Source organism: Streptomyces achromogenes subsp. achromogenes (assembly GCF_000720835.1).
GTDB classification, from domain to species: domain Bacteria; phylum Actinomycetota; class Actinomycetes; order Streptomycetales; family Streptomycetaceae; genus Streptomyces; species Streptomyces achromogenes.
In genome coordinates, this window is the sequence record NZ_JODT01000002.1 from 164,427 (window position 1) to 180,629 (window position 16,203).

The 16,203-nt window shown below is 72.8% G+C and carries 18 protein-coding genes; 6 read left to right on the top strand and 12 right to left on the bottom strand.

Features of this window, described 5'->3' with window-relative positions:
* The first annotated feature begins 40 nt into the window (after window positions 1-40).
* Window positions 41-679 carry a TetR/AcrR family transcriptional regulator gene (locus IH25_RS38415; protein WP_030602086.1) on the top strand — a complete coding sequence of 213 codons (639 nt, stop codon included), beginning with the start codon at window positions 41-43 and terminating at the stop codon, window positions 677-679.
* Window positions 680-830: 151 nt separating this feature from the next.
* Window positions 831-1,454 (top strand): class I SAM-dependent methyltransferase, encoded by a 624-nt coding sequence (locus tag IH25_RS0102555; protein ID WP_030602088.1) that lies wholly within the window; start codon window positions 831-833, stop codon window positions 1,452-1,454.
* Between the two features lie 2 nt (window positions 1,455-1,456).
* Here IH25_RS0102555 and IH25_RS0102560 read toward each other — a convergent pair whose 3' ends face one another.
* The 7 genes from IH25_RS0102560 to IH25_RS0102590 form a co-directional block, all read right to left on the bottom strand.
* Window positions 1,457-2,299 (bottom strand): ABC transporter permease, encoded by an 843-nt coding sequence (locus IH25_RS0102560; RefSeq protein WP_030602091.1) that lies wholly within the window; start codon window positions 2,297-2,299, stop codon window positions 1,457-1,459.
* The gene (locus tag IH25_RS0102565) at window positions 2,296-3,306 is read right to left on the bottom strand and encodes an ABC transporter ATP-binding protein (RefSeq protein WP_078844097.1); all 1,011 of its coding nucleotides are present in this window, start codon (window positions 3,304-3,306) and stop codon (window positions 2,296-2,298) included. The genes IH25_RS0102560 and IH25_RS0102565 overlap by 4 nt, the downstream gene beginning before the upstream one ends.
* Complete coding sequence (locus IH25_RS0102570) at window positions 3,303-3,740, bottom strand: lasso peptide biosynthesis B2 protein (RefSeq protein WP_030602098.1); 438 nt, start codon at window positions 3,738-3,740, stop codon at window positions 3,303-3,305. Before IH25_RS0102570 ends, IH25_RS0102565 begins: the two co-directional genes overlap by 4 nt.
* Before the next feature lie 110 nt (window positions 3,741-3,850).
* Window positions 3,851-4,111 carry a lasso peptide biosynthesis PqqD family chaperone gene (locus tag IH25_RS0102575; protein WP_030602101.1) on the bottom strand — a complete coding sequence of 87 codons (261 nt, stop codon included), beginning with the start codon at window positions 4,109-4,111 and terminating at the stop codon, window positions 3,851-3,853.
* A gap of 33 nt (window positions 4,112-4,144) precedes the next feature.
* The gene (locus IH25_RS0102580; RefSeq protein ID WP_030602104.1) at window positions 4,145-5,980 is read right to left on the bottom strand and encodes an asparagine synthase-related protein; all 1,836 of its coding nucleotides are present in this window, start codon (window positions 5,978-5,980) and stop codon (window positions 4,145-4,147) included.
* Window positions 5,981-6,071: 91 nt separating this feature from the next.
* A complete protein-coding gene (locus IH25_RS41070) occupies window positions 6,072-6,212 on the bottom strand; it encodes a keywimysin-related RiPP (RefSeq protein WP_157846926.1) in 141 nt (46 codons plus the stop codon).
* Between the two features lie 353 nt (window positions 6,213-6,565).
* Entirely contained in the window at window positions 6,566-7,150 is a 585-nt protein-coding gene (locus IH25_RS0102590) for a TetR/AcrR family transcriptional regulator (protein WP_030602107.1), read from the bottom strand.
* Between the two features lie 127 nt (window positions 7,151-7,277).
* Between IH25_RS0102590 and IH25_RS0102595 the strand changes: the two genes are divergently transcribed.
* Window positions 7,278-8,123, top strand: a complete 846-nt coding sequence (locus IH25_RS0102595; protein WP_030602111.1) for a class I SAM-dependent methyltransferase — start codon at window positions 7,278-7,280, stop codon at window positions 8,121-8,123.
* A gap of 55 nt (window positions 8,124-8,178) precedes the next feature.
* Here the strand turns inward: IH25_RS0102595 and IH25_RS0102600 are convergent, their stop codons facing one another.
* On the bottom strand, window positions 8,179-8,607 hold the full coding sequence (locus IH25_RS0102600; RefSeq protein ID WP_030602112.1) for a DUF2267 domain-containing protein: 429 nt from the start codon (window positions 8,605-8,607) through the stop codon (window positions 8,179-8,181).
* Window positions 8,608-8,765: 158 nt separating this feature from the next.
* A complete protein-coding gene (locus tag IH25_RS0102605) occupies window positions 8,766-9,212 on the bottom strand; it encodes an SPW repeat protein (RefSeq protein WP_030602114.1) in 447 nt (148 codons plus the stop codon).
* A gap of 220 nt (window positions 9,213-9,432) precedes the next feature.
* Between IH25_RS0102605 and IH25_RS0102610 the strand changes: the two genes are divergently transcribed.
* From IH25_RS0102610 to IH25_RS0102620, 3 genes are all read left to right on the top strand, one after another.
* Window positions 9,433-10,764 (top strand): erythromycin esterase family protein, encoded by a 1,332-nt coding sequence (locus IH25_RS0102610; protein ID WP_245172669.1) that lies wholly within the window; start codon window positions 9,433-9,435, stop codon window positions 10,762-10,764.
* Between the two features lie 118 nt (window positions 10,765-10,882).
* Window positions 10,883-11,269 (top strand): DUF2267 domain-containing protein, encoded by a 387-nt coding sequence (locus IH25_RS0102615; protein WP_030602123.1) that lies wholly within the window; start codon window positions 10,883-10,885, stop codon window positions 11,267-11,269.
* Window positions 11,270-11,448: 179 nt separating this feature from the next.
* Entirely contained in the window at window positions 11,449-11,661 is a 213-nt protein-coding gene (locus IH25_RS0102620) for a hypothetical protein (RefSeq protein WP_030602126.1), read from the top strand.
* Window positions 11,662-11,715: 54 nt separating this feature from the next.
* Here IH25_RS0102620 and IH25_RS38420 read toward each other — a convergent pair whose 3' ends face one another.
* The 3 genes from IH25_RS38420 to IH25_RS0102635 form a co-directional block, all read right to left on the bottom strand.
* Entirely contained in the window at window positions 11,716-12,951 is a 1,236-nt protein-coding gene (locus IH25_RS38420) for an SGNH/GDSL hydrolase family protein (RefSeq protein ID WP_051753672.1), read from the bottom strand.
* A 283-nt stretch (window positions 12,952-13,234) separates the two neighbouring features.
* Complete coding sequence (locus IH25_RS0102630) at window positions 13,235-14,905, bottom strand: cellulase family glycosylhydrolase (RefSeq protein WP_394298409.1); 1,671 nt, start codon at window positions 14,903-14,905, stop codon at window positions 13,235-13,237.
* Between the two features lie 129 nt (window positions 14,906-15,034).
* Window positions 15,035-16,102 carry an Lrp/AsnC family transcriptional regulator gene (locus IH25_RS0102635; RefSeq protein ID WP_245172670.1) on the bottom strand — a complete coding sequence of 356 codons (1,068 nt, stop codon included), beginning with the start codon at window positions 16,100-16,102 and terminating at the stop codon, window positions 15,035-15,037.
* Between the last annotated feature and the right edge of the window lie 101 nt (window positions 16,103-16,203).

Sequence of the window (16,203 nt, forward strand, 5' to 3'; positions counted from 1 at the left end):
GCCCATAGGGCTCCACGACACCGCGTGAACGGAGGTGGGCATGCCGGCGACGACGCGGAGGAAGCGGGTCACCAAGAGCCCCGACGACCGCAGGGACGACATCCTGCGTGCAGGGCAACGCGTTTTCGGCACAACGGGTTTCGAACGCGCCACCATCTCCGAACTCGCGGACGCGGCCGAGATCGGCAAGGGCACCTTCTACCTCTACTTCGAGTCCAAGGACCACCTGCTCGGCGCGCTGTGGGAGCGCTATGTGGACGCCATCGTCTCCACCGCGCAGGAGATCCTGGACGAGAGCGACGACTGGTGGCCCACCATCGACCGGGTGATGAGCGCCCTCGTCCGGCACGCCCTCGCGAACGCGGAACTGCACCGGATCGTCTACGGCTCGGCCAACGCCAAGGCCCTGGAGCTGTGCCGGCAGGCCAACCAGCGGGTCATCGACCTGATGTGCGCGTTCGTCGAGGAAGGCACGGCCGCCGGCGCGTTCCGGGCCGGCGACACCCGTGTGGCGTTCCGCATGGCCTACCACGCGTCCGACGGCCTGCTGGACGACCTCATCGGCCAGAAGGACGAGAGCGTCGGCATCGATGAGCGCCAAGTGATCGCCATGGTTCTCGAACTGGTACACCGCGCCCTGGGCGACCACACGTACGCGCCCGCGCTGACACGCGGCTGAACTCGGCGTCCGGCACCGCTGGTCGACAGTGGGAGCGGAGAAGCCACGGTACGGGTACGAGGGCGCGAGGACCGATGCCGCCGTTCACGCCGACCAGCCTCCCCCGCGACTCTTCGGCCGCTGAGAGCTGTCCGGGTCCCACGATGAGCCGATGCACCGAGCCGGCCCGACACCGTACTGGAACACCAACGTCGCCCGGCACCCGGGCATCCTCCGTACGGTTCCCGGCGGTTGCGGGGACGCGTTGGACGTCGGCTGCGGGGACGGACTCCTGGCACGGAAGCTGGCCGGGCGGGCCGAGCGGGTCACGGGGATCGACAAGTCGCCCCGGATGATCTCCCGCGCGCGGGCGCTCGCCACCGACGATCCCCGACTCACCTTCGTCGAAGGCGACTTCCTGACCGCTGACCTACCGGACGAGGGGTACGGCTTCATCTGCTCGGTGTCCGCCGTCCCTCACATGGACTTCGAGACCGCCTTGGTCCGGATGCGCGAGTTGCTGCGGCCCGCCGGCACGCTGGTGGTGGTCGGTCTGGCGCGCGAGGAGGGCCCGGCGGAGTGGGCGGTGACGATCGCGGCCGCCCCGGTCGTACGGATCACGAAGGTGCTGCGCCGGGCGCGCGAGCCGGAGGGCATGCCGGTCACCGTCCCCCGGATGAGTTACCGGCAGGTCCGGGCCACGGCACGTCGGCTGTTGCCCGGTGTGCGCTACCGCCGTCATGTGCTCCGTCGGTACTCGCTGACCTGGCGGAAGCCCGGCCGCGCCGGAACCTGAGGTCATGTCATGTCGTCGGTGTGGCCGAAGCGGTGGGCCGTGCAGAGCAGGGCGGTGATGGCGGTCAGCAGGAGGACGCCCGCCTCCAGGGCCGGCGGTGGCTGCCATGAGCCCCAGTGGACGCCGGCGGCGGTGGTGGGGCCGGCGGTGCGGCGCAGCAGGTCGGTGGCGTAGGCGAGCGGGTTGAGGGCGGCCGCGGAGGTCACCCAGGAGGGGAGGGTGGAGAGGGGGACGAGCGCTCCCGATCCGAAGAGCAGCGGAGCGCTGGTCAGCCCCAGCAGCGTGCTGAAGGTCTCGGGCCGCCGGGTGTGTACGGCCGGTACGAGGGTGAGCGCGGTCAGCGTGAAGGCGGCCAGGGCCAGTTCCGCGAGGAGGCCGGCGAGCGGCAGGGGCCGGTAGGGCAGTCCGCCGGCCGGTGCCAGGGCGAGCAGGACGGCCCCCTGGGCCGTGGCCGTGGCACAGCCGCCGAGGCAGATCCCGCACAGCAGGCTCGACCGGCGGGCGGGGGTGACGAGCAGCTCGCGGATGTTGCCGCTGTGCCGGTCGGTGATCAGCCGGATGCCCACGCTGACGGCCGGCGCCTGGATGGCCATGAGCAGGATGCCGGGATAGAGGAAGGCGCGGTACTGGCCGCCGACGGCGCTGTCGGGGACGAGTGCGGACAGGCCGCCGCCGAAGGCGAGCAGGAACAGCAGGGGCTGCAGGAGCATCAGCACGGTGTTCGTGGGGTTGGCGGCCAGCCGTAGCCAGTCGCGCGTGATGAGTGCGTGGACGGCGCGCAGTTCCTGACGCACTCCGTCCTTCCCGGCGTGGGCCGCCCTGGACGGGACGCGGGCCGTCGTCATGGGGTGCCGTTCTCGGGATCGAAGGGGCGGCCGGTGTGGTGGAAGAAGACGTCGTCCAGGGTCGGCACGGTGGCGGTGGCCGTGTGGATGTGGATGCCGTGTGCGCCCAGGGTGGCGCACAGCCTGGGCAGCCACTCGGCGCTGTCGGTCACCGGCACGGTGACCTCCTCGCCGCCCTCGAAGGCGGTGTGGCCGTGGTCGGTTCTGAGCAGGGCGGCGGCCCGCCGGTTGTCGCTGGTGCGCAGCCGTACGGTCTCCTGCCCGAGGGCGGACTTCAGGCCGGCGGGCGTGCCGTGGGCGACGATACGGCCGTGGTCGATGATGGCGAGCCGGTCGCAGTACTCGGCCTCCTCCAGGTAGTGCGTGGTGACGAAGACGGTGATGCGCTCGTCCTCGCGCAGGCGGCGCAGGTGTTGCCACAGGCGCGCGCGGGCGGGCGGGTCGAGTCCGGCGGTCGGTTCGTCCAGGAAGAGCACGCGGGGGTCGTGCAGCAGGGCGCGGGCGATGTCGAGACGGCGGCGCATGCCACCGGAGAGGGTGCGGACCCGTGCGTGCCGGTGTTCGACGAGCCGGGCGGCGCTCAGTACCTGGCCGGTGCGGGAGCGGGCGTCGGAGCGGGACAGACCGTGCAGGCGCGCGTGCAGGTGCAGGGTTTGGGCGCAGGTCAGGTCGGGCTCCAGGGCGCTGTGCTGGAACAGGACGCCGACGCGGCGGCGCACCAGGTGCGACTCGATGAGCACGTTCGCCCCGGCGACCCAGGCCTCCCCCGCGCTGGGCCTCTTCAGGGCGCACAGCATGGACACGGTGGTGGACTTTCCCGCGCCGTTGGGGCCGAGGAAGGCGAACATCTCGCCGGTGGCGACGGTCAGGTCCACGCCTCGTACGGCGTCCTGGCCGCCGGGGTAGGACTTGGCCAGCCCCCGGGTGTGGACCGCGTACGGCAGGGCGCGCCGGGTTCCCCGGCCGCCGGCGGCGGTGTCCGTGGCGGGGCTCGGGCGTCCGGTCATGAGCGGTTCCCGGTGAGGGGCAGGGGCGGGACGGTGATGACGGGCGTGTAGCCGCGTTCGTGTGCCGGTTCGCCCACGGGCTCGGAACCGACGGCGACCCAGGCGTGGGCGCGGAAGGGGTCGGTGCGCACGCCGGTGCACCAGGTGGGCCAGATGCCCCACGCGCGGCACAACAGGGCGGTGGCCAGGGAGCGTTGCAGGCAGCTGCGGTCGGCGGCGCAGCGCGGGCTGACGGTGATCACGGCCTGCCGGGCCGCGGCGGCCTGTTGCCGGGTGGCGGGGACGGCTCCGCGGCGCAGCAGGTGCAGGACGGCGCGGATGCGGCGCGGTCCGGCGCCGGCCAGCGGGCGGGCGGCGGCCACGGCCAGCAGGGCGAGCAGGCGGCGCGAGGGTGGGACGACGGCTGGTTGGGGTACTCCGATGGGGTCGGTCATGGTGATCGCTCCTGGTGCGGTGGCGAGAGAGTGTCTTTCTCAGGCGTACTCCGGGCTTCCGGACCTTCTCCGGGCCTCCCGTGTCCGGGCGGTGGATCACGCCGGGTGGCTCAGTCACGCAGCAGTCCGGCCCGCCGCAGCGCTTCCACGAGGCGCGCGACGTCCTCGCCGGCCCGCGCGCCGGCCTGCGGATAGCGTTCCGCCAGGGCCGCCGCGGCGTCCTCGGCGCCGGCGCCTCGCAGCAGCAGGCGCAGGACGAGCGCACCCGTGGGGTTCAACTGCCTGTATTGCCCGGTGCGTTCGTCCAGCAGGACCATGGCGCCACCGTCGGTGTCGACCGCGGTCACGTACGCGGCCAGCGCTATGGACATCAACAGGCTCCTTCCATCGCCGTACCCCTTCGTTCACCGTGTTCTCGTGACCGGCGGGTACGGCACCGGGGCCGGTCCGCCGCCGTCCAGTGAGCGGAGCCACACCTCGCAGCCCAACGTGTGGAGCAGCGGGTCGAGTTCGGCGGTGGCGGCGTGGTGGTACAGGGCGCGGCGCAGCCGTTCGGTGTCGATCAGCCCGGCTTCGGCCAGCAGCGAGTCCTCGGTCAGGGCCAGCAGCTCCCCGCGGTGGCGGCGCAGCCCGTGGTAGAAGTCGGCGTCGTAGGGGCCCTTGTTCGACCGGGCCAGGAGGTGCGCGGGCACGATGCCGGACAGGGCGGCGCCCAGCAGTGGTTTGTACGTGCCCGGCCGTACGGCTTCCAGCGGGCGGACCGACAGGGCGGCGGTGACGACCGCGTCGTCGGTGTAGGGCAGGGCCATGTCCGGGCCGGACAGCGTCTGGTTCAGCACGCGGATGGTGTTGCCGCCCTCACAGACCTGTTGCAGCGCGCAGTGCACGGACCGCTGGGGCGCGAGCGGTTCGGGGCTGTCGGCCGCCGCGGTGCGCAGCGCGTCCGTCATCAGCACCACCGCCTCGGGAGTGGCCCAGCCCGGCGCACGGGGTTCGGGCTGCCAGCCGAGCATGCCCGTGAAACCCGGCGGCGGCGCCAGGGTCAGGTGTCCGGCGGCGTCCAGCAGCCACCGCCGGTAGGAGGTCCGCCGCAGAACGCCGCGGGCCACCGAGAGGCGGCCGGCGCGCCATTGGTGGCGTTCCCGGCTCAGCAGCCGCCAGGCCCGCCACGGCCGGATGGCGGCCAGGTCCTGGAGGTGGCAGGGGAACGGCGTGAACATCTCGTCGCCGCCACCGCCGCTCAGATGCAGCCGGGAGCCGTGTTCCCCGACCCGCCGCAGCAGGTCGGACTGTTTGGCGAAGTCCCGTACCCAGGCGCAGGGTTCCTCGCTGGGCAGCCGCAGCCCGCCCACGCCGGCGAACCAGTCGGGTGACTCCTCACCGGTCAGCACCAGGTGGGTGGCCGAGGGCAGTGCCTCGCGGGCGCGTGCGGCCCAGGCGGCGTCGTCGTTGTCCGGGTCCCGTCCTTCCCAGTGCACGGTGACCAGCCGGTCCGCTTCCCGTGCGGCCAGGAAGCACAGGCTCGTCGAGTCCAGTCCCCCGGAGAGGTCGGCGCTGACCGTGCCGCCACCGGCCGTACAGGTGCCGACCGCGTCCGTCAGTGCCGTACGCACCTCGGCCGCGGCCTCCGTCAGCGACAGGTGCGGTTCGGGGGGACGCCACCAGCGGACCCCGGGCCCGCGGCGCCCGTCGCGCTCCCACACCAACGCCTCCTGCGGGGGTACGGCGCGCACGTTCCGCCAGAAGGTGCGGTCGGCGAGGACCGTGGACGCCACCGGCGGGTGCAGGAGCCGCACGGCGAGCGCCCCGGGGTCGGGGTCCGCGTCCGACAGGGCGGCCAGCACATCGGCGCGGCCGGCCGCCACCGGTACGCCGTCGATGTGTGTGGTGAAGACACGACGTACGGCCGATGCCGTGCCGCGCGCCCATACCCGTCCGCCCACCGAGGCCAGCACATGGAAGCTGCCCGCGAGGCCCGTCACGGCGTGTTCCGCCTCCGCGGGCAGACGCACTCGCTCGATCCGCCGCCGTAGCGTCCCGGCCTGTGCGGTGCTCCGGCCCAGTACCACGATCCGTGCCTCGCCCGCCCGGGCCGACACTTCCTGCCGGGCGTCCCAACGGCCCACCAGCCAGGGCCGTCCCGAGGCGTGCGGCACGCGGCGCACGCCGTCCCGGCGCAGCCGCTCCGCGACAGCGGCTGCGGCCGGTGAATCGGGCAGCATCACCCACCAGTCGTCCACGGCACTCCTTCTCCTCACGGGCAGGTCGGGCGGCCCCGCACCCGGTGGACGCGCGGCGTCGCGCGCGCCCACAGGGTTCACCGCACCGGGCTCACTCGCCGTAGGGGTAGAGCCAGTACGGCGGGAGTCCGCCGTCGCGGCGGTGTCCGAACGGCCAGCCGAGCGTGACCTCGGCGAAGTCGCCGGCCTCGCTGAGCATCGGCGCCTCGTAGACCTCCTCGCGGTTCTCCATGTCTGTCACCTCCTTCCGTGTCCTTCGGGCCGAAGGGGTGTGGACCGGCGTCCCGTCCGCCGGCCTGCGGGGCCCGGTCCCGCAACCGTGATGACCGAACCGGCATGGGATAACCGGCTGAACCGCATAAACACACCGCATGGATGAAGGTGCAGCACAACCCGCATAAAACCGCACCACTCACCACGGAAAGTGCCTACGTCCCGCCTTTCGCGTGCCCGCGCACATCACCGGCCGCCCCGCACCACGCGCGCGGGAGAGTTCCCGCGCGGGTCACGGGGCTCCACGGGTGACGGGGCTCCACGGGTGACGGGGCTCCACGGGTGACGGGGCTCTACGGGTCGGGCCCCTCATCAGCCCTTCAGGAGCGCGGCCACCAGGCGCGTCATGGCGGGCCGTGGGTCGGGGGTGCCCGGCCAGCTCGTCATCAGGAGGTGGTGGGCGGTGCCGACCAGGGCGAGGGCCACGGTGTGCGGGTCCACGGTCGCCGCGACCCGGCCGCGCTCCTGCTCGTCGGCCAGATAGGCGGTGACGGCCTCCTGGATCGCGGTGAAGCCGGGCGCCCCGCCTTCCAGCGCCTCGCAGATACGCCGGGTCGCCGCGGGCCGGGTCAGGGCGAGGCCCGAGAGGGCGGGGCCACCGGAGTCGAGCAGCGCGAGGACGACGGCGTCGAGGTTGTCCGCCACCGTGCCCTGCCCGACGAGCCCCGACAGCGCGCGCGCCTTCGCCGCCGTCCGCGCGAACCGGTCGAGGCAAAGCTCGGCCACGAACTCGTCGAGGCCCGCGAAGTGCGCGTGCAGCAGCCCCTTGGCGCAGCCCGCCTCGGTGGTGACGGACCGGCTGGTGAGCGCGCCGGGGCCGCCCTGCTCCACGACGCGCTCGGCAGCCGCGAACAACCGCTCGCGTACGTCCGGCGTCGCCACTCCGCGCGGTGACATGGGCCGTTCTCCCGTTCCGGCTCAGACGATGCGACTCCCCGGAGTGTAAAGGGGATTGCCGGTTTGGGCACCTGCCCATACTGTTTGGGCGCACGCCCATTCTTGTCGCCGACACCGGGAGGCACCCGTGCCGGACATCGCCAACACCGACCAGGCGCAGGCGTGGAACGGCTCCGAAGGCACCCACTGGGCCCGCCACCAGGACCGCTGGAACGCCGTGAACGGGGGCTTCGACCACCCGCTGCTCGACGCCGCGGCGATCACCGGTGAGCACCGGATCCTCGATGTCGGCTGCGGCTCCGGGCAGACCACGCGCCGCGCCGCGCGACGGGCACCCCGGGGCCGCGCGCTGGGCCTCGACCTGTCCGCGCCGATGCTGGCCGGGGCGCGGGCCCGCGCGAAGGAGGAGGGCCTCGGCAACGTCTCCTTCGTACAAGGCGACGCGCAGGTGCACCCCTTCGAGACGGCCGCGTTCGACGCGGCGGTCAGCCGCTACGGGCTGATGTTCTTCGCCGACCCGATCGCGGCCTTCGGCAACATCGGCCGGGCGCTGCGGCCCGGCGGGCGGCTGGCGTTCGTCTGCCCGGCCGACGCCACGCTCAACGACTGGGTGACGGCGATCGCGAGCCTGCGTGGTCTTGTGCCGGTCGGCGACTTCGGGACGCCCGCACTGCCGGGCATGTTCTCCCTGGCCGCCGCGGACCGCATCCGTGCCGTCCTCACCACGGCCGGGTTCACCGCCGTCACCGTGGACCGGGTGCACGCTCACGGAGTGTGGGGCCACGGGGCCGAGGACGCGGCGGAGTTCCTGCTGGGCACGGGCCCGGGCCGCCACCTGCTGGCGCGGGCCGACGCGGGCACGCGCGCCCGCGCCCGCCGCGTCCTGACGGACCATCTGCGCGGCCACCTGGCGGCGGACGGCACGGTCCGTCTGCTCAGCACGTCATGGCTGGTCACAGCGGACCGCCGCTGACCCCGCGCACGGACCCGCCTCCCGGTCACCGGCGGCCGTAGCGGACCGCTGCGGTTCAGGCCGGCTGGAGCAGCAGGGCGCAGATGTCGTTCGGGAGCTGATCCAGTGCCGACTCCAGCGTGCCGGGCGAGACATGGTCGCGTACGACCGTGGTGACGGCCGCCGCCATGTTCGGCACGTCTTCGGCGTTGACCTTGGCTTCCTGGGCGAAGCGGTTCACGTAGCCGTCGATGTCGTACTTGATGGGCACGGAACTCGGCGTCCAGCCGTCGTAGTAGGCGCCGCGCAGCAGTTCGGGGAGTTGTGCGGCGAGGTGGGCCGACGTGTCGACGGTGAGCCGGTCCCGGAGGGTGTGCAGCCAGGTGCGCAGGACCCGGTGGGCGAGATGGCGGTCGTCCGTTCCCAGGGCTTGCGCGACCGCCTTGAGCCAGATGTTCGCACTGTGGATGGCGTGCTCGAAGTCGGATGAGCGGGTGGTGGGCATCGTCATACCTTCCGATCGTTCGCCTTGGCGTGGAAGGACGGGGATGGCGGCTTCCGCCTCTCCCGTGCGGGTTCCATGCCTCGGCGGACGAAACCGGGCGTCCGCCCGCCGGCGCGGGGAGCGTGCCGGACCCGCGCGGGGGCGGCACGCTCCCCGGCTCAGCGCTTGTCCGGGCGGGCGACGGCGATGGTGAGGCCCATGGCGGCCAGCCCGAGTGCCATGGTGACGACGCCGGTCAGGACGTTGTTCCAGATGATGCCGGCCCGTGCGCTGTGCGTGGCGCTGACCACCCAGGGCGAGATCAGGAGCCAGACGCCCAGGGGTACCAGCGCCCAGGCCAGACGGAACATCCGCTCGGGCACGAGGGCCAGGCCGAGACCGATCAGGCCGATGGTGATGCCGACGATCAGGTTGTTGGCGGTGATGTTCCGCGAGCCCGCGAAGTGGACGGCCCACGGCGAGATCGCGACGTAGACACCGGTCAGGAGGATCAGCCCTTCGAGGGCGATCGCCTTGCCGGTGGAGGCGGTGCGTTCGAGCCGCTCCCGCATCTCCGCCATCTCGGGGTGTCCGGTCATGCCGGTGGAGTATTGCGGATACGACATGGGCGTCGTCCCCTCTCCAGCATTGAGGCTTATGTGCTTTTTATCCGAATTCCCCCACTTGAGTGAGCGAAGCAACACGCACACACCCCGCAGTGTGATTCATGTCACACATGCCTCTGTGTGCACGCTCCCCGCACTCCGGGATGCCGCGATGACCTCGGGTTTCGGGGTGCGCAGCGGCGGGGACCCGGAGGTGCGCCCCGCGGAAGGGAGGCGAGCCGTGCCCGACACCGAACAGGCCCGCATCCGGGAGGCGGCCCTGCCGTTGACCGGTCCGGGCGCCCTGGACCCCCTGCTGGACCGCATCGGCGACGCCCGCTACGTCCTGCTGGGCGAGGCGTCCCACGGCACGGCCGACTACTACCGGCTCCGTGACGTGCTGACCCGTCGGCTGATCGAGGAGAAGGGGTTCTCCTTCGTCGCGGTGGAGGGCGACTGGTCCGACTGCCACGCCGTGCACTGCTCGGTGGTCGCGGCCCCGGGCGCGCCCGAGGACCCCGGCGAGGTGCTGGCGGGCTTCGGCCGCTGGCCGGCGTGGATGTGGGGCAACAGCGAGGTCGCGGCGTTCACCCGGTGGCTGCGCCGGCACAACGAGGGGCTGCCGCCCGAGCGGCGCGTCGGATTCCTCGGGCTGGACGTCTACAGCCTGTGGGAGTCGCTCCACGCCGTCCTCGCCCACCTCCGCGCGCACGACCCCGAACGGGTGCGGCCCGCCCTGGACGCGTACCGGTGCTTCGAGCCGTACGCCGCGGACCCGCATCCGTACGCGCCGGCCACACGGTATGTCCCGCACGGATGTGAGCGGGAGGTGATCTCCCTGCTCACGGACACACACCGCGCGGCCACACGGGCGGCCTCCCCGGACGGCTCGCTCACGGAGTTCGCCGCGCGGCAGAACGCCGAGGTGCTGGCCGGCGCCGAACGCTACTACCGGGCCATGCTGGACAGCGGCCCGGACTCCTGGAACATCCGCGACCGGCACATGGCCGACACGCTGGACCGGCTGATGGAGCACTACGGCCCCGGCGCCAAGGCGGTGGTGTGGGAGCACAACACCCACGTCGGGGACGCCCGCGCCACGGACATGGCCGACATCGGCGAGATCAACGTCGGTCAGCTGGTGCGCGAACGGCACATGGGGGCGGGCGTGGCGCTGGTCGGCTTCGGCTCGTACACCGGCACGGTGATCGCCGCGGACGCCTGGGGCGACGAGCCCCGGGTCATGGAGGTGCCGCCCGCGCACACCGGCAGCCTGGAGGACCTGCTGCACACGGCGCTGCCCGGTGAGCAGGCCCTCTTCGTCTTCCCCCCGGTGCAGTTCCAGCGACCGCCCGCCACCGGCCGGCGCGCGTGGTTCCACGAGGAGCGCGGCCACCGGGCCATCGGGGTGGTCTACGAGCCGCGGTACGAACGCCTCGGCACCTACGTTCCCACCGTCCTGGCCGAGCGCTACGACGCCTTCTGCTATCTCGACCACACCCGGGCCGTCACCCCCTTGCGTGCGACGGCCGCGTCCGGCCCGGAGGCGGAGACCCGGCCCGCCGGGGTGTGAGGCCGGCGTGGGCCTCGCCGAGGCCGGCAAAGGCCCCTGAGCGGCGCTCATGTCCAGCGCCGGTCTCGCACCGGCCGTTTCCCGGGCATGCCGAAGGAACCAGTCCGAGGAGGGCACCGTGAAGCTGGTGGAATTCCTGGCCCAGGTCCGCGATCGAGGGGAGTACCGCAGCGAGGAGGAGGCCGAGCACATCAGCACGTCGGTGCTGCGGGTGCTCGCCACGCGGATCACGCCCGAGGAGGCGGACGACCTGGCGGCCCAGCTGCCCGCGCCGCTGGACGACGTCCTGCACACGCACCCGGAACGGCCGGAGGCCCTCGGGCGAGAGGAATTCCTGCGGCGTGTGGCCGCGCAGACCGGAGCCCGGCCCCGGACCGCCGAATGGGACGCCGGCGCCGTCCTGTCCACCGTCGCGGACGTGGTCCCGAGCGGAGAGGTCGACGACCTGCTGTCGCAGTTGCCGACCGACTACGCGGAACTGTTCGGCAGGCCGGGCCCGGCCTGACCACGTGCGGGGACTGGCCGGCTCCGCCCGGAACCGGCGGAATTACCATGTTCACGGACCCTGATCCCACTCCCGGGCCCCGATCCCACTCACGGGCCCTGTTCCCCCTTCCGTGACAGACCCCGCCGGGGTATACAACCGCACACCACGGGAAACGCTGCCGTCCACGGGTGGACGCCATGAGAATCGAACTCATCCAACGGGCCGCCAACGTGCTGTTCGACGTCCCGGAGGACATGCACGAAGAGATCATCATGCTGATCACGGCCGTCTCCGAGGACCGTCGGGCCCAGGTCCCGGACCTTGCGGCGGCCTTCGGTGAATGGTGCTGGCTGGTGTACATCGTCCACGACGACGTGGTCGAGGTACTGGATGTCGGCTGCGCCGGGTGACCACGATCGGCCGCCGTCCGGCTGGAGGAGTCCGGCGCGGGCGGGCCGGGTGGCTCAGCAGGCCCGCGCGCGGGCCAGGACGTCCGTGACGAGGGGGCCTCGGCCGGTCCGGGTGCCGGAGGCTGGAGACGGGCCGGTCCCGGGGGTGAAGCGGAGGTCGGTCCCGGCGCCGGTGGGGGTGAAGTCGTAGGTCCAGGTGCGCCACTCGTCGGTCGCGGTGACGGTGGCCCTGGGGTGCCCGTCGGCCTGGACGCCGAAGGTCCTTGCCGGGTGTGCGGGTCCGCCGTGGTCCGGGCCGGCGCGGAGGGTGGCGGCCCGGGCGCGGAAGGTGACGCGGACCGGGCGGCCGGGGGTGGTGGCGAGGCGGGTGGCGATGCCGGGGAATCCGGCATCGGCGCACAGGCCCACGGCGTGCGAGCCGTTGTCCAGGCCCGCGAGTCGTCCGTGGCAGGCGTGCGCCCCGTGGTTCGTCCAGCCCGGGAAGTGGGCGGGAGCGTTGCCCCGGGCCCGCGGTACCGCCTCGGACAGCCAGGGGGTCTGGAGGTGCGGGTTGGGGTTGAGGATGGGGCCGCCTTCGGGGACGGGCAGCCGTGCGTGGAGCGCGTCCCGCCAGACGGCCGCCATCTTGGCGTACCCCTGGTCGCCGGGGTGGACCAGGTCGGAGAGATCGTCGCGGCCCTGCGGCGAGGCGTGCAACGCGGAGGCCATGTCGACGAAGAAGACCCGGCCTCGGCGTCCGGGCTCCTCGGCGATCTCGCGCACGTGCCGGTTGTAGTCGTCGATGTGCGCCTGCCACTCGGGCAGCCGTGACGGAATGATCGAGGCGAGCAGGACGCCGGCGGACGGGGCCAGGCGCAGCAGGGTGTCCACGAAGGTGCGCAGGAGGCCGGGGGCGGCCGTGTGGCCGGGGCCGTACATGTTGTTCGTGCCGATGTGGACGAGCAGCCAGTCCGGTCGGGCGGCCGGAACCCACTGCGGCAGCAGCGGGGTCAGCGCCTCGATGGTGATGCCGCAGACGGCGGCGTAGTCGGGATCGCCCTGCGGTTGGAAGGCGTTGACGCAGGGCCCGACGAAGCAGGCGTCGTGGCCCAGGCGGTGCAGGTGGCCGAGGAGTTCGTCGCGGTATCCGGCCACCCCGGTGCTGTTCAGCCCGACGGTGATCGAGTCCCCCAGCGGCATGATCCGCACCGGGCGGGGCGGGATGTCCGCGACTCCCCCGCCGAGCGTCCCGTCCGCCACCGCGCCGCTGTGCCGTGCGGTGCTGTGCCGGTGTGCGGGGCGGGATGCCATGACCTCTCCCAACGTATGCCTGAGCCATGCGGTCGCGGATGGCGCCGGGCACCCGGGTGATGCCCGCCGGAAGCACGGGTTCCCCGTCTGCGGACGGTGGTTCACACAAAAGTGGGACCATCCGGCACGACGCGTCGGCCCCCGCGGGAAATCCACGGGGGCCGACGACGCGCCGAAGGCCGGCGGATACCGGAGCCGCACGGCCCGGAGCCGGCCGGAGCCGAAACGGCCCCGGCCGACCGGAGGGCCACGGCCGCGCCACCCCGCGCCCTCGGCAGGGCCGTCAAACGGTCGTGCAGGCGGCGCCGTTGAGGGTGAACGCGGTGGGTGAGGCGTTGGTGGCCGACTTGCCGCCGGTGAAGCCGACCGTCACCGAGCCGCCCGCGGGGACCGTCGATGTGTACGAGGCGGCGGCGACCGTCACCGAGGCCCCACTCTGGGTCGGCGTACCGCCCCACATGTTGCTGATGGTCTGGCCGTTCGGGAAGCTGAAGCCCAGCGTCCAGCCGCTGATGGCGGCGGTGCCGGTGTTGCCGATGGTGATCTCGCCCTGGAAGCCGCCGGGCCATTCACTGGAGACGCGGTACCGCACGGAGCAGCCGGCGCCGGGAGTGCCGGTGCCCTTCTCCGTCCTGACGGTGACCGTCGCGGACCGGGGCGAGCGGTTGCCGGCGGCGTCCTTGGCGTAGACCGCGAACGTGTACGCGGTGTCGGCGGTCAGGGAGGAGACGGTGACCGTGGTGGTCGTGGTGGAGGCGGCCGTGGTCTCCGTGGTGCCGTTGAGGCGGACCACGTCGTAGCCCGCTATGCCAACGTTGTCACCGGCCGCGGGCCAGGTCAGGGTGACCGAGGTGGAAGAGACGCCGGAGGCGGTGGGGGTGCCCGGTGCGGTCGGGGCCTGGGTGTCGGGGGCGGTGCCGCCGAAGACCGTGGCCTCGCGCGAGGTCGCGGCGATGCCGTTGGCGCCGTGGAAGATGCGCCGGCCCCAGGAGCTGAGCCGGGCCGGGTCGAAGTCGATCGCGAGGTCGAGGACCGGGTCGGTGTTGCCGCTCCAGGACCAGGCCAGGTAGCCGAGGCGGAGCTGCTCGGCGGCGGCCATCATGGTGTCCTCGTCCGGGTCGCCGTACTGGTCGGCCGGCCCGCCGAACTCACCGATGACAAGGGGGAGTTTCGCGGCAACGAAGGCGTTGAGGTAGTCGGTGATCTCCTGCGCGGTGTCGAAGACGCTGTACATGTGGATGGAGAACAGGAGGTTGCCGGTGGTGTCGGCGTCGTAGACCGTGCGGGCGTTGGCGCGCATGACGCCCTGCCAGTCCTGGCCCCAGTTGGGCGCGTCCACCATGATCGTGTGCTGGAAGCCCGCCGCGCGGAGCTTCTTGACCGCGGCGACGGTGGGCTCGGTCCAGCCGGCCGGGTTCGTGTTGCCCCACGGCTCGTTGCCGATGTTGATGATGACGTAGTCCTCTTGGCCGGCCAGGACGTCCTTGAGGCTGATCCAGTAGTCGGCGGCGTGGTCGAGCGTGCCGGCGGCCAAGTCCTCGCCGTATCCGGTGGTGTCGTGCACCTCCAGGACGCAGATCAGGCGGTTGGCCTTGCAGCTCTGGATGACGGCCGCGACGTCCTGCGGGCTGTTGCGGGACCAGCGGTAGCCGTCGGAGAGGACGACGCGCACGGTGTTGGCCCCGAGCGCCTTGACGTCGGCCAGCGACTGGGTCTCGCCCGGGTACCAGGTGTGCGCGTGGTTGACGCCGCGCATCACGAAATCGTTACCGTTGCCTTCCAGGAGGCGGCCGTTGCCGATGTGCAGCCCGGTCGCGGCGGCGGCCGGCCGGGAAACGGCGTGGGCGGGGGCCGGGGAGAGGGCGAGCAGGCCCAGCACGGTGACCAGGGCGGCCAGCAGGAGGGCGACCGGGTTCCTCGGTGTCGTACCTGTCGTTGGTCTCACTGTTCTCACTGCGGCTCCATGAGTTGAGTGGGTGAACAAGTCGGCCGAAAACATGTGGGAGCGCTCCCATACAGCCAGTTACGACAGGTGCACGTCAATACTTCGGTCAGGAAAGCCCTTTCCCAACGGGCAGATCCCTCAGTCCCCTGGCTGGCCGTGCTCCGGGGTCCCGCCTTCCGGTGCCGCCGTGATCTGGACGTGGGTCCGGGCGCGGCCCCACCGGTCCAGCAGCCTGCCCATGCGTTTGGCGGTGTGCAGGGTGATGCTCCGCTCGCCGATCCGCAGCCCGGGATGACGGTGCAGGATGCGCTCCTCCAGGGTGAGGCAGTCGGCGGGCGAGCGCAGCCACACGGACAGCAGCAGGTTGTCCGCTCCGGTGACCGACGCGCACAGCCGGGTTTCCGGCAGCCCCGCCAGCGCGTGGGCCACGGCCTCGGTGCCGGGTCCGGGGGCGGCGATACGGAACGTGGCGATGACCGGCCAGCCGGCCAGTTGCTGGGTGAGGTCGCACCGGAAGTAGACCTCACCGCCCGCGATCATGCGCGCCAGCCGCCGGCGTACGGTCGTCTCGCTCAGCCCGCACTCCCGCGCCAGCTCGGCGTGGCCGCGGCGGGCGTCCGCGCCGAGCGCGCGCAGGAGCCTGCGGTCGCCCTCGTGCGGTGCGCCGCCGGGCCGTGGCCGGGTACGGCTGTCGCCGCCGGTGAGATGGGTGCGCTGGCGTTCGTTGAGCGTGTGCACCAGCCAGCCGCTGCCCTCGCGGTACACCCGGGTGCAGATGCTCAGCCGCACCGAGCGCACTCCGTGCAGCCGTCCCAGCCGCCCGGTGACGAAGTCGTCCAGGGACGGCAGGTCGTGCGCTGCCACGCCCAGGAACAAGGAGTGGTCGGCCGTGGTGCGTTCCACGCTGAACACCGGTCCCCAGCGGCACAGTTCGGCGGTCAGCGCGTCGAGCGCGCCGGGGGCGCAGGCGAGGTCGGCGTAACCGACGACCGAGGAGTGCCGCGCCGGGTAGGCCGTCATCCAGGCCAGGCCCCTGTCGGTGAGCCGCCGCCAGCGGCGCGCGGCGGTGGTGGCGTCGATGCCGATGACGGAGGCGATCTGCGCCCACGGGGCGCGCGGGCGCAGCTGGAGGGCCTCGACCAGGGCCAGGTCGGTCTCGTCGGGTCCGTCGGGGGTGTGCGGGAGGGCGGTGTCGGTGGGCGGCACGCGTCTCATCCTGTCAGCGCGGACGGCCCGGCTGAAGACCCCAGCCGCAGACCCGGGTCGCCGGATTCCGGCGCCACGGCCCCTCGGGTGCCGGAATCCTG

Excerpts from the sequence above, each read along its gene's own strand:
- IH25_RS0102555 (WP_030602088.1), top strand. The coding sequence starts at position 831 with ATGCACCGAGCCGGCCCGACACCGTACTGGAACACCAACGTCGCCCGG.
- IH25_RS0102590 (WP_030602107.1), bottom strand. The coding sequence starts at position 7,150 with ATGTCACCGCGCGGAGTGGCGACGCCGGACGTACGCGAGCGGTTGTTC.
- IH25_RS0102620 (WP_030602126.1), top strand. The coding sequence starts at position 11,449 with ATGAGAATCGAACTCATCCAACGGGCCGCCAACGTGCTGTTCGACGTC.
- IH25_RS38420 (WP_051753672.1), bottom strand. The coding sequence starts at position 12,951 with ATGGCATCCCGCCCCGCACACCGGCACAGCACCGCACGGCACAGCGGC.
- IH25_RS0102600 (WP_030602112.1), bottom strand. The coding sequence starts at position 8,607 with ATGCCCACCACCCGCTCATCCGACTTCGAGCACGCCATCCACAGTGCG.
- IH25_RS0102560 (WP_030602091.1), bottom strand. The coding sequence starts at position 2,299 with ATGACGACGGCCCGCGTCCCGTCCAGGGCGGCCCACGCCGGGAAGGAC.
- IH25_RS41070 (WP_157846926.1), bottom strand. The coding sequence starts at position 6,212 with ATGGAGAACCGCGAGGAGGTCTACGAGGCGCCGATGCTCAGCGAGGCC.
- IH25_RS0102565 (WP_078844097.1), bottom strand. The coding sequence starts at position 3,306 with ATGACCGGACGCCCGAGCCCCGCCACGGACACCGCCGCCGGCGGCCGG.
- IH25_RS0102575 (WP_030602101.1), bottom strand. The coding sequence starts at position 4,111 with ATGTCCATAGCGCTGGCCGCGTACGTGACCGCGGTCGACACCGACGGT.
- IH25_RS38415 (WP_030602086.1), top strand. The coding sequence starts at position 41 with ATGCCGGCGACGACGCGGAGGAAGCGGGTCACCAAGAGCCCCGACGAC.
- IH25_RS0102570 (WP_030602098.1), bottom strand. The coding sequence starts at position 3,740 with ATGACCGACCCCATCGGAGTACCCCAACCAGCCGTCGTCCCACCCTCG.
- IH25_RS0102605 (WP_030602114.1), bottom strand. The coding sequence starts at position 9,212 with ATGTCGTATCCGCAATACTCCACCGGCATGACCGGACACCCCGAGATG.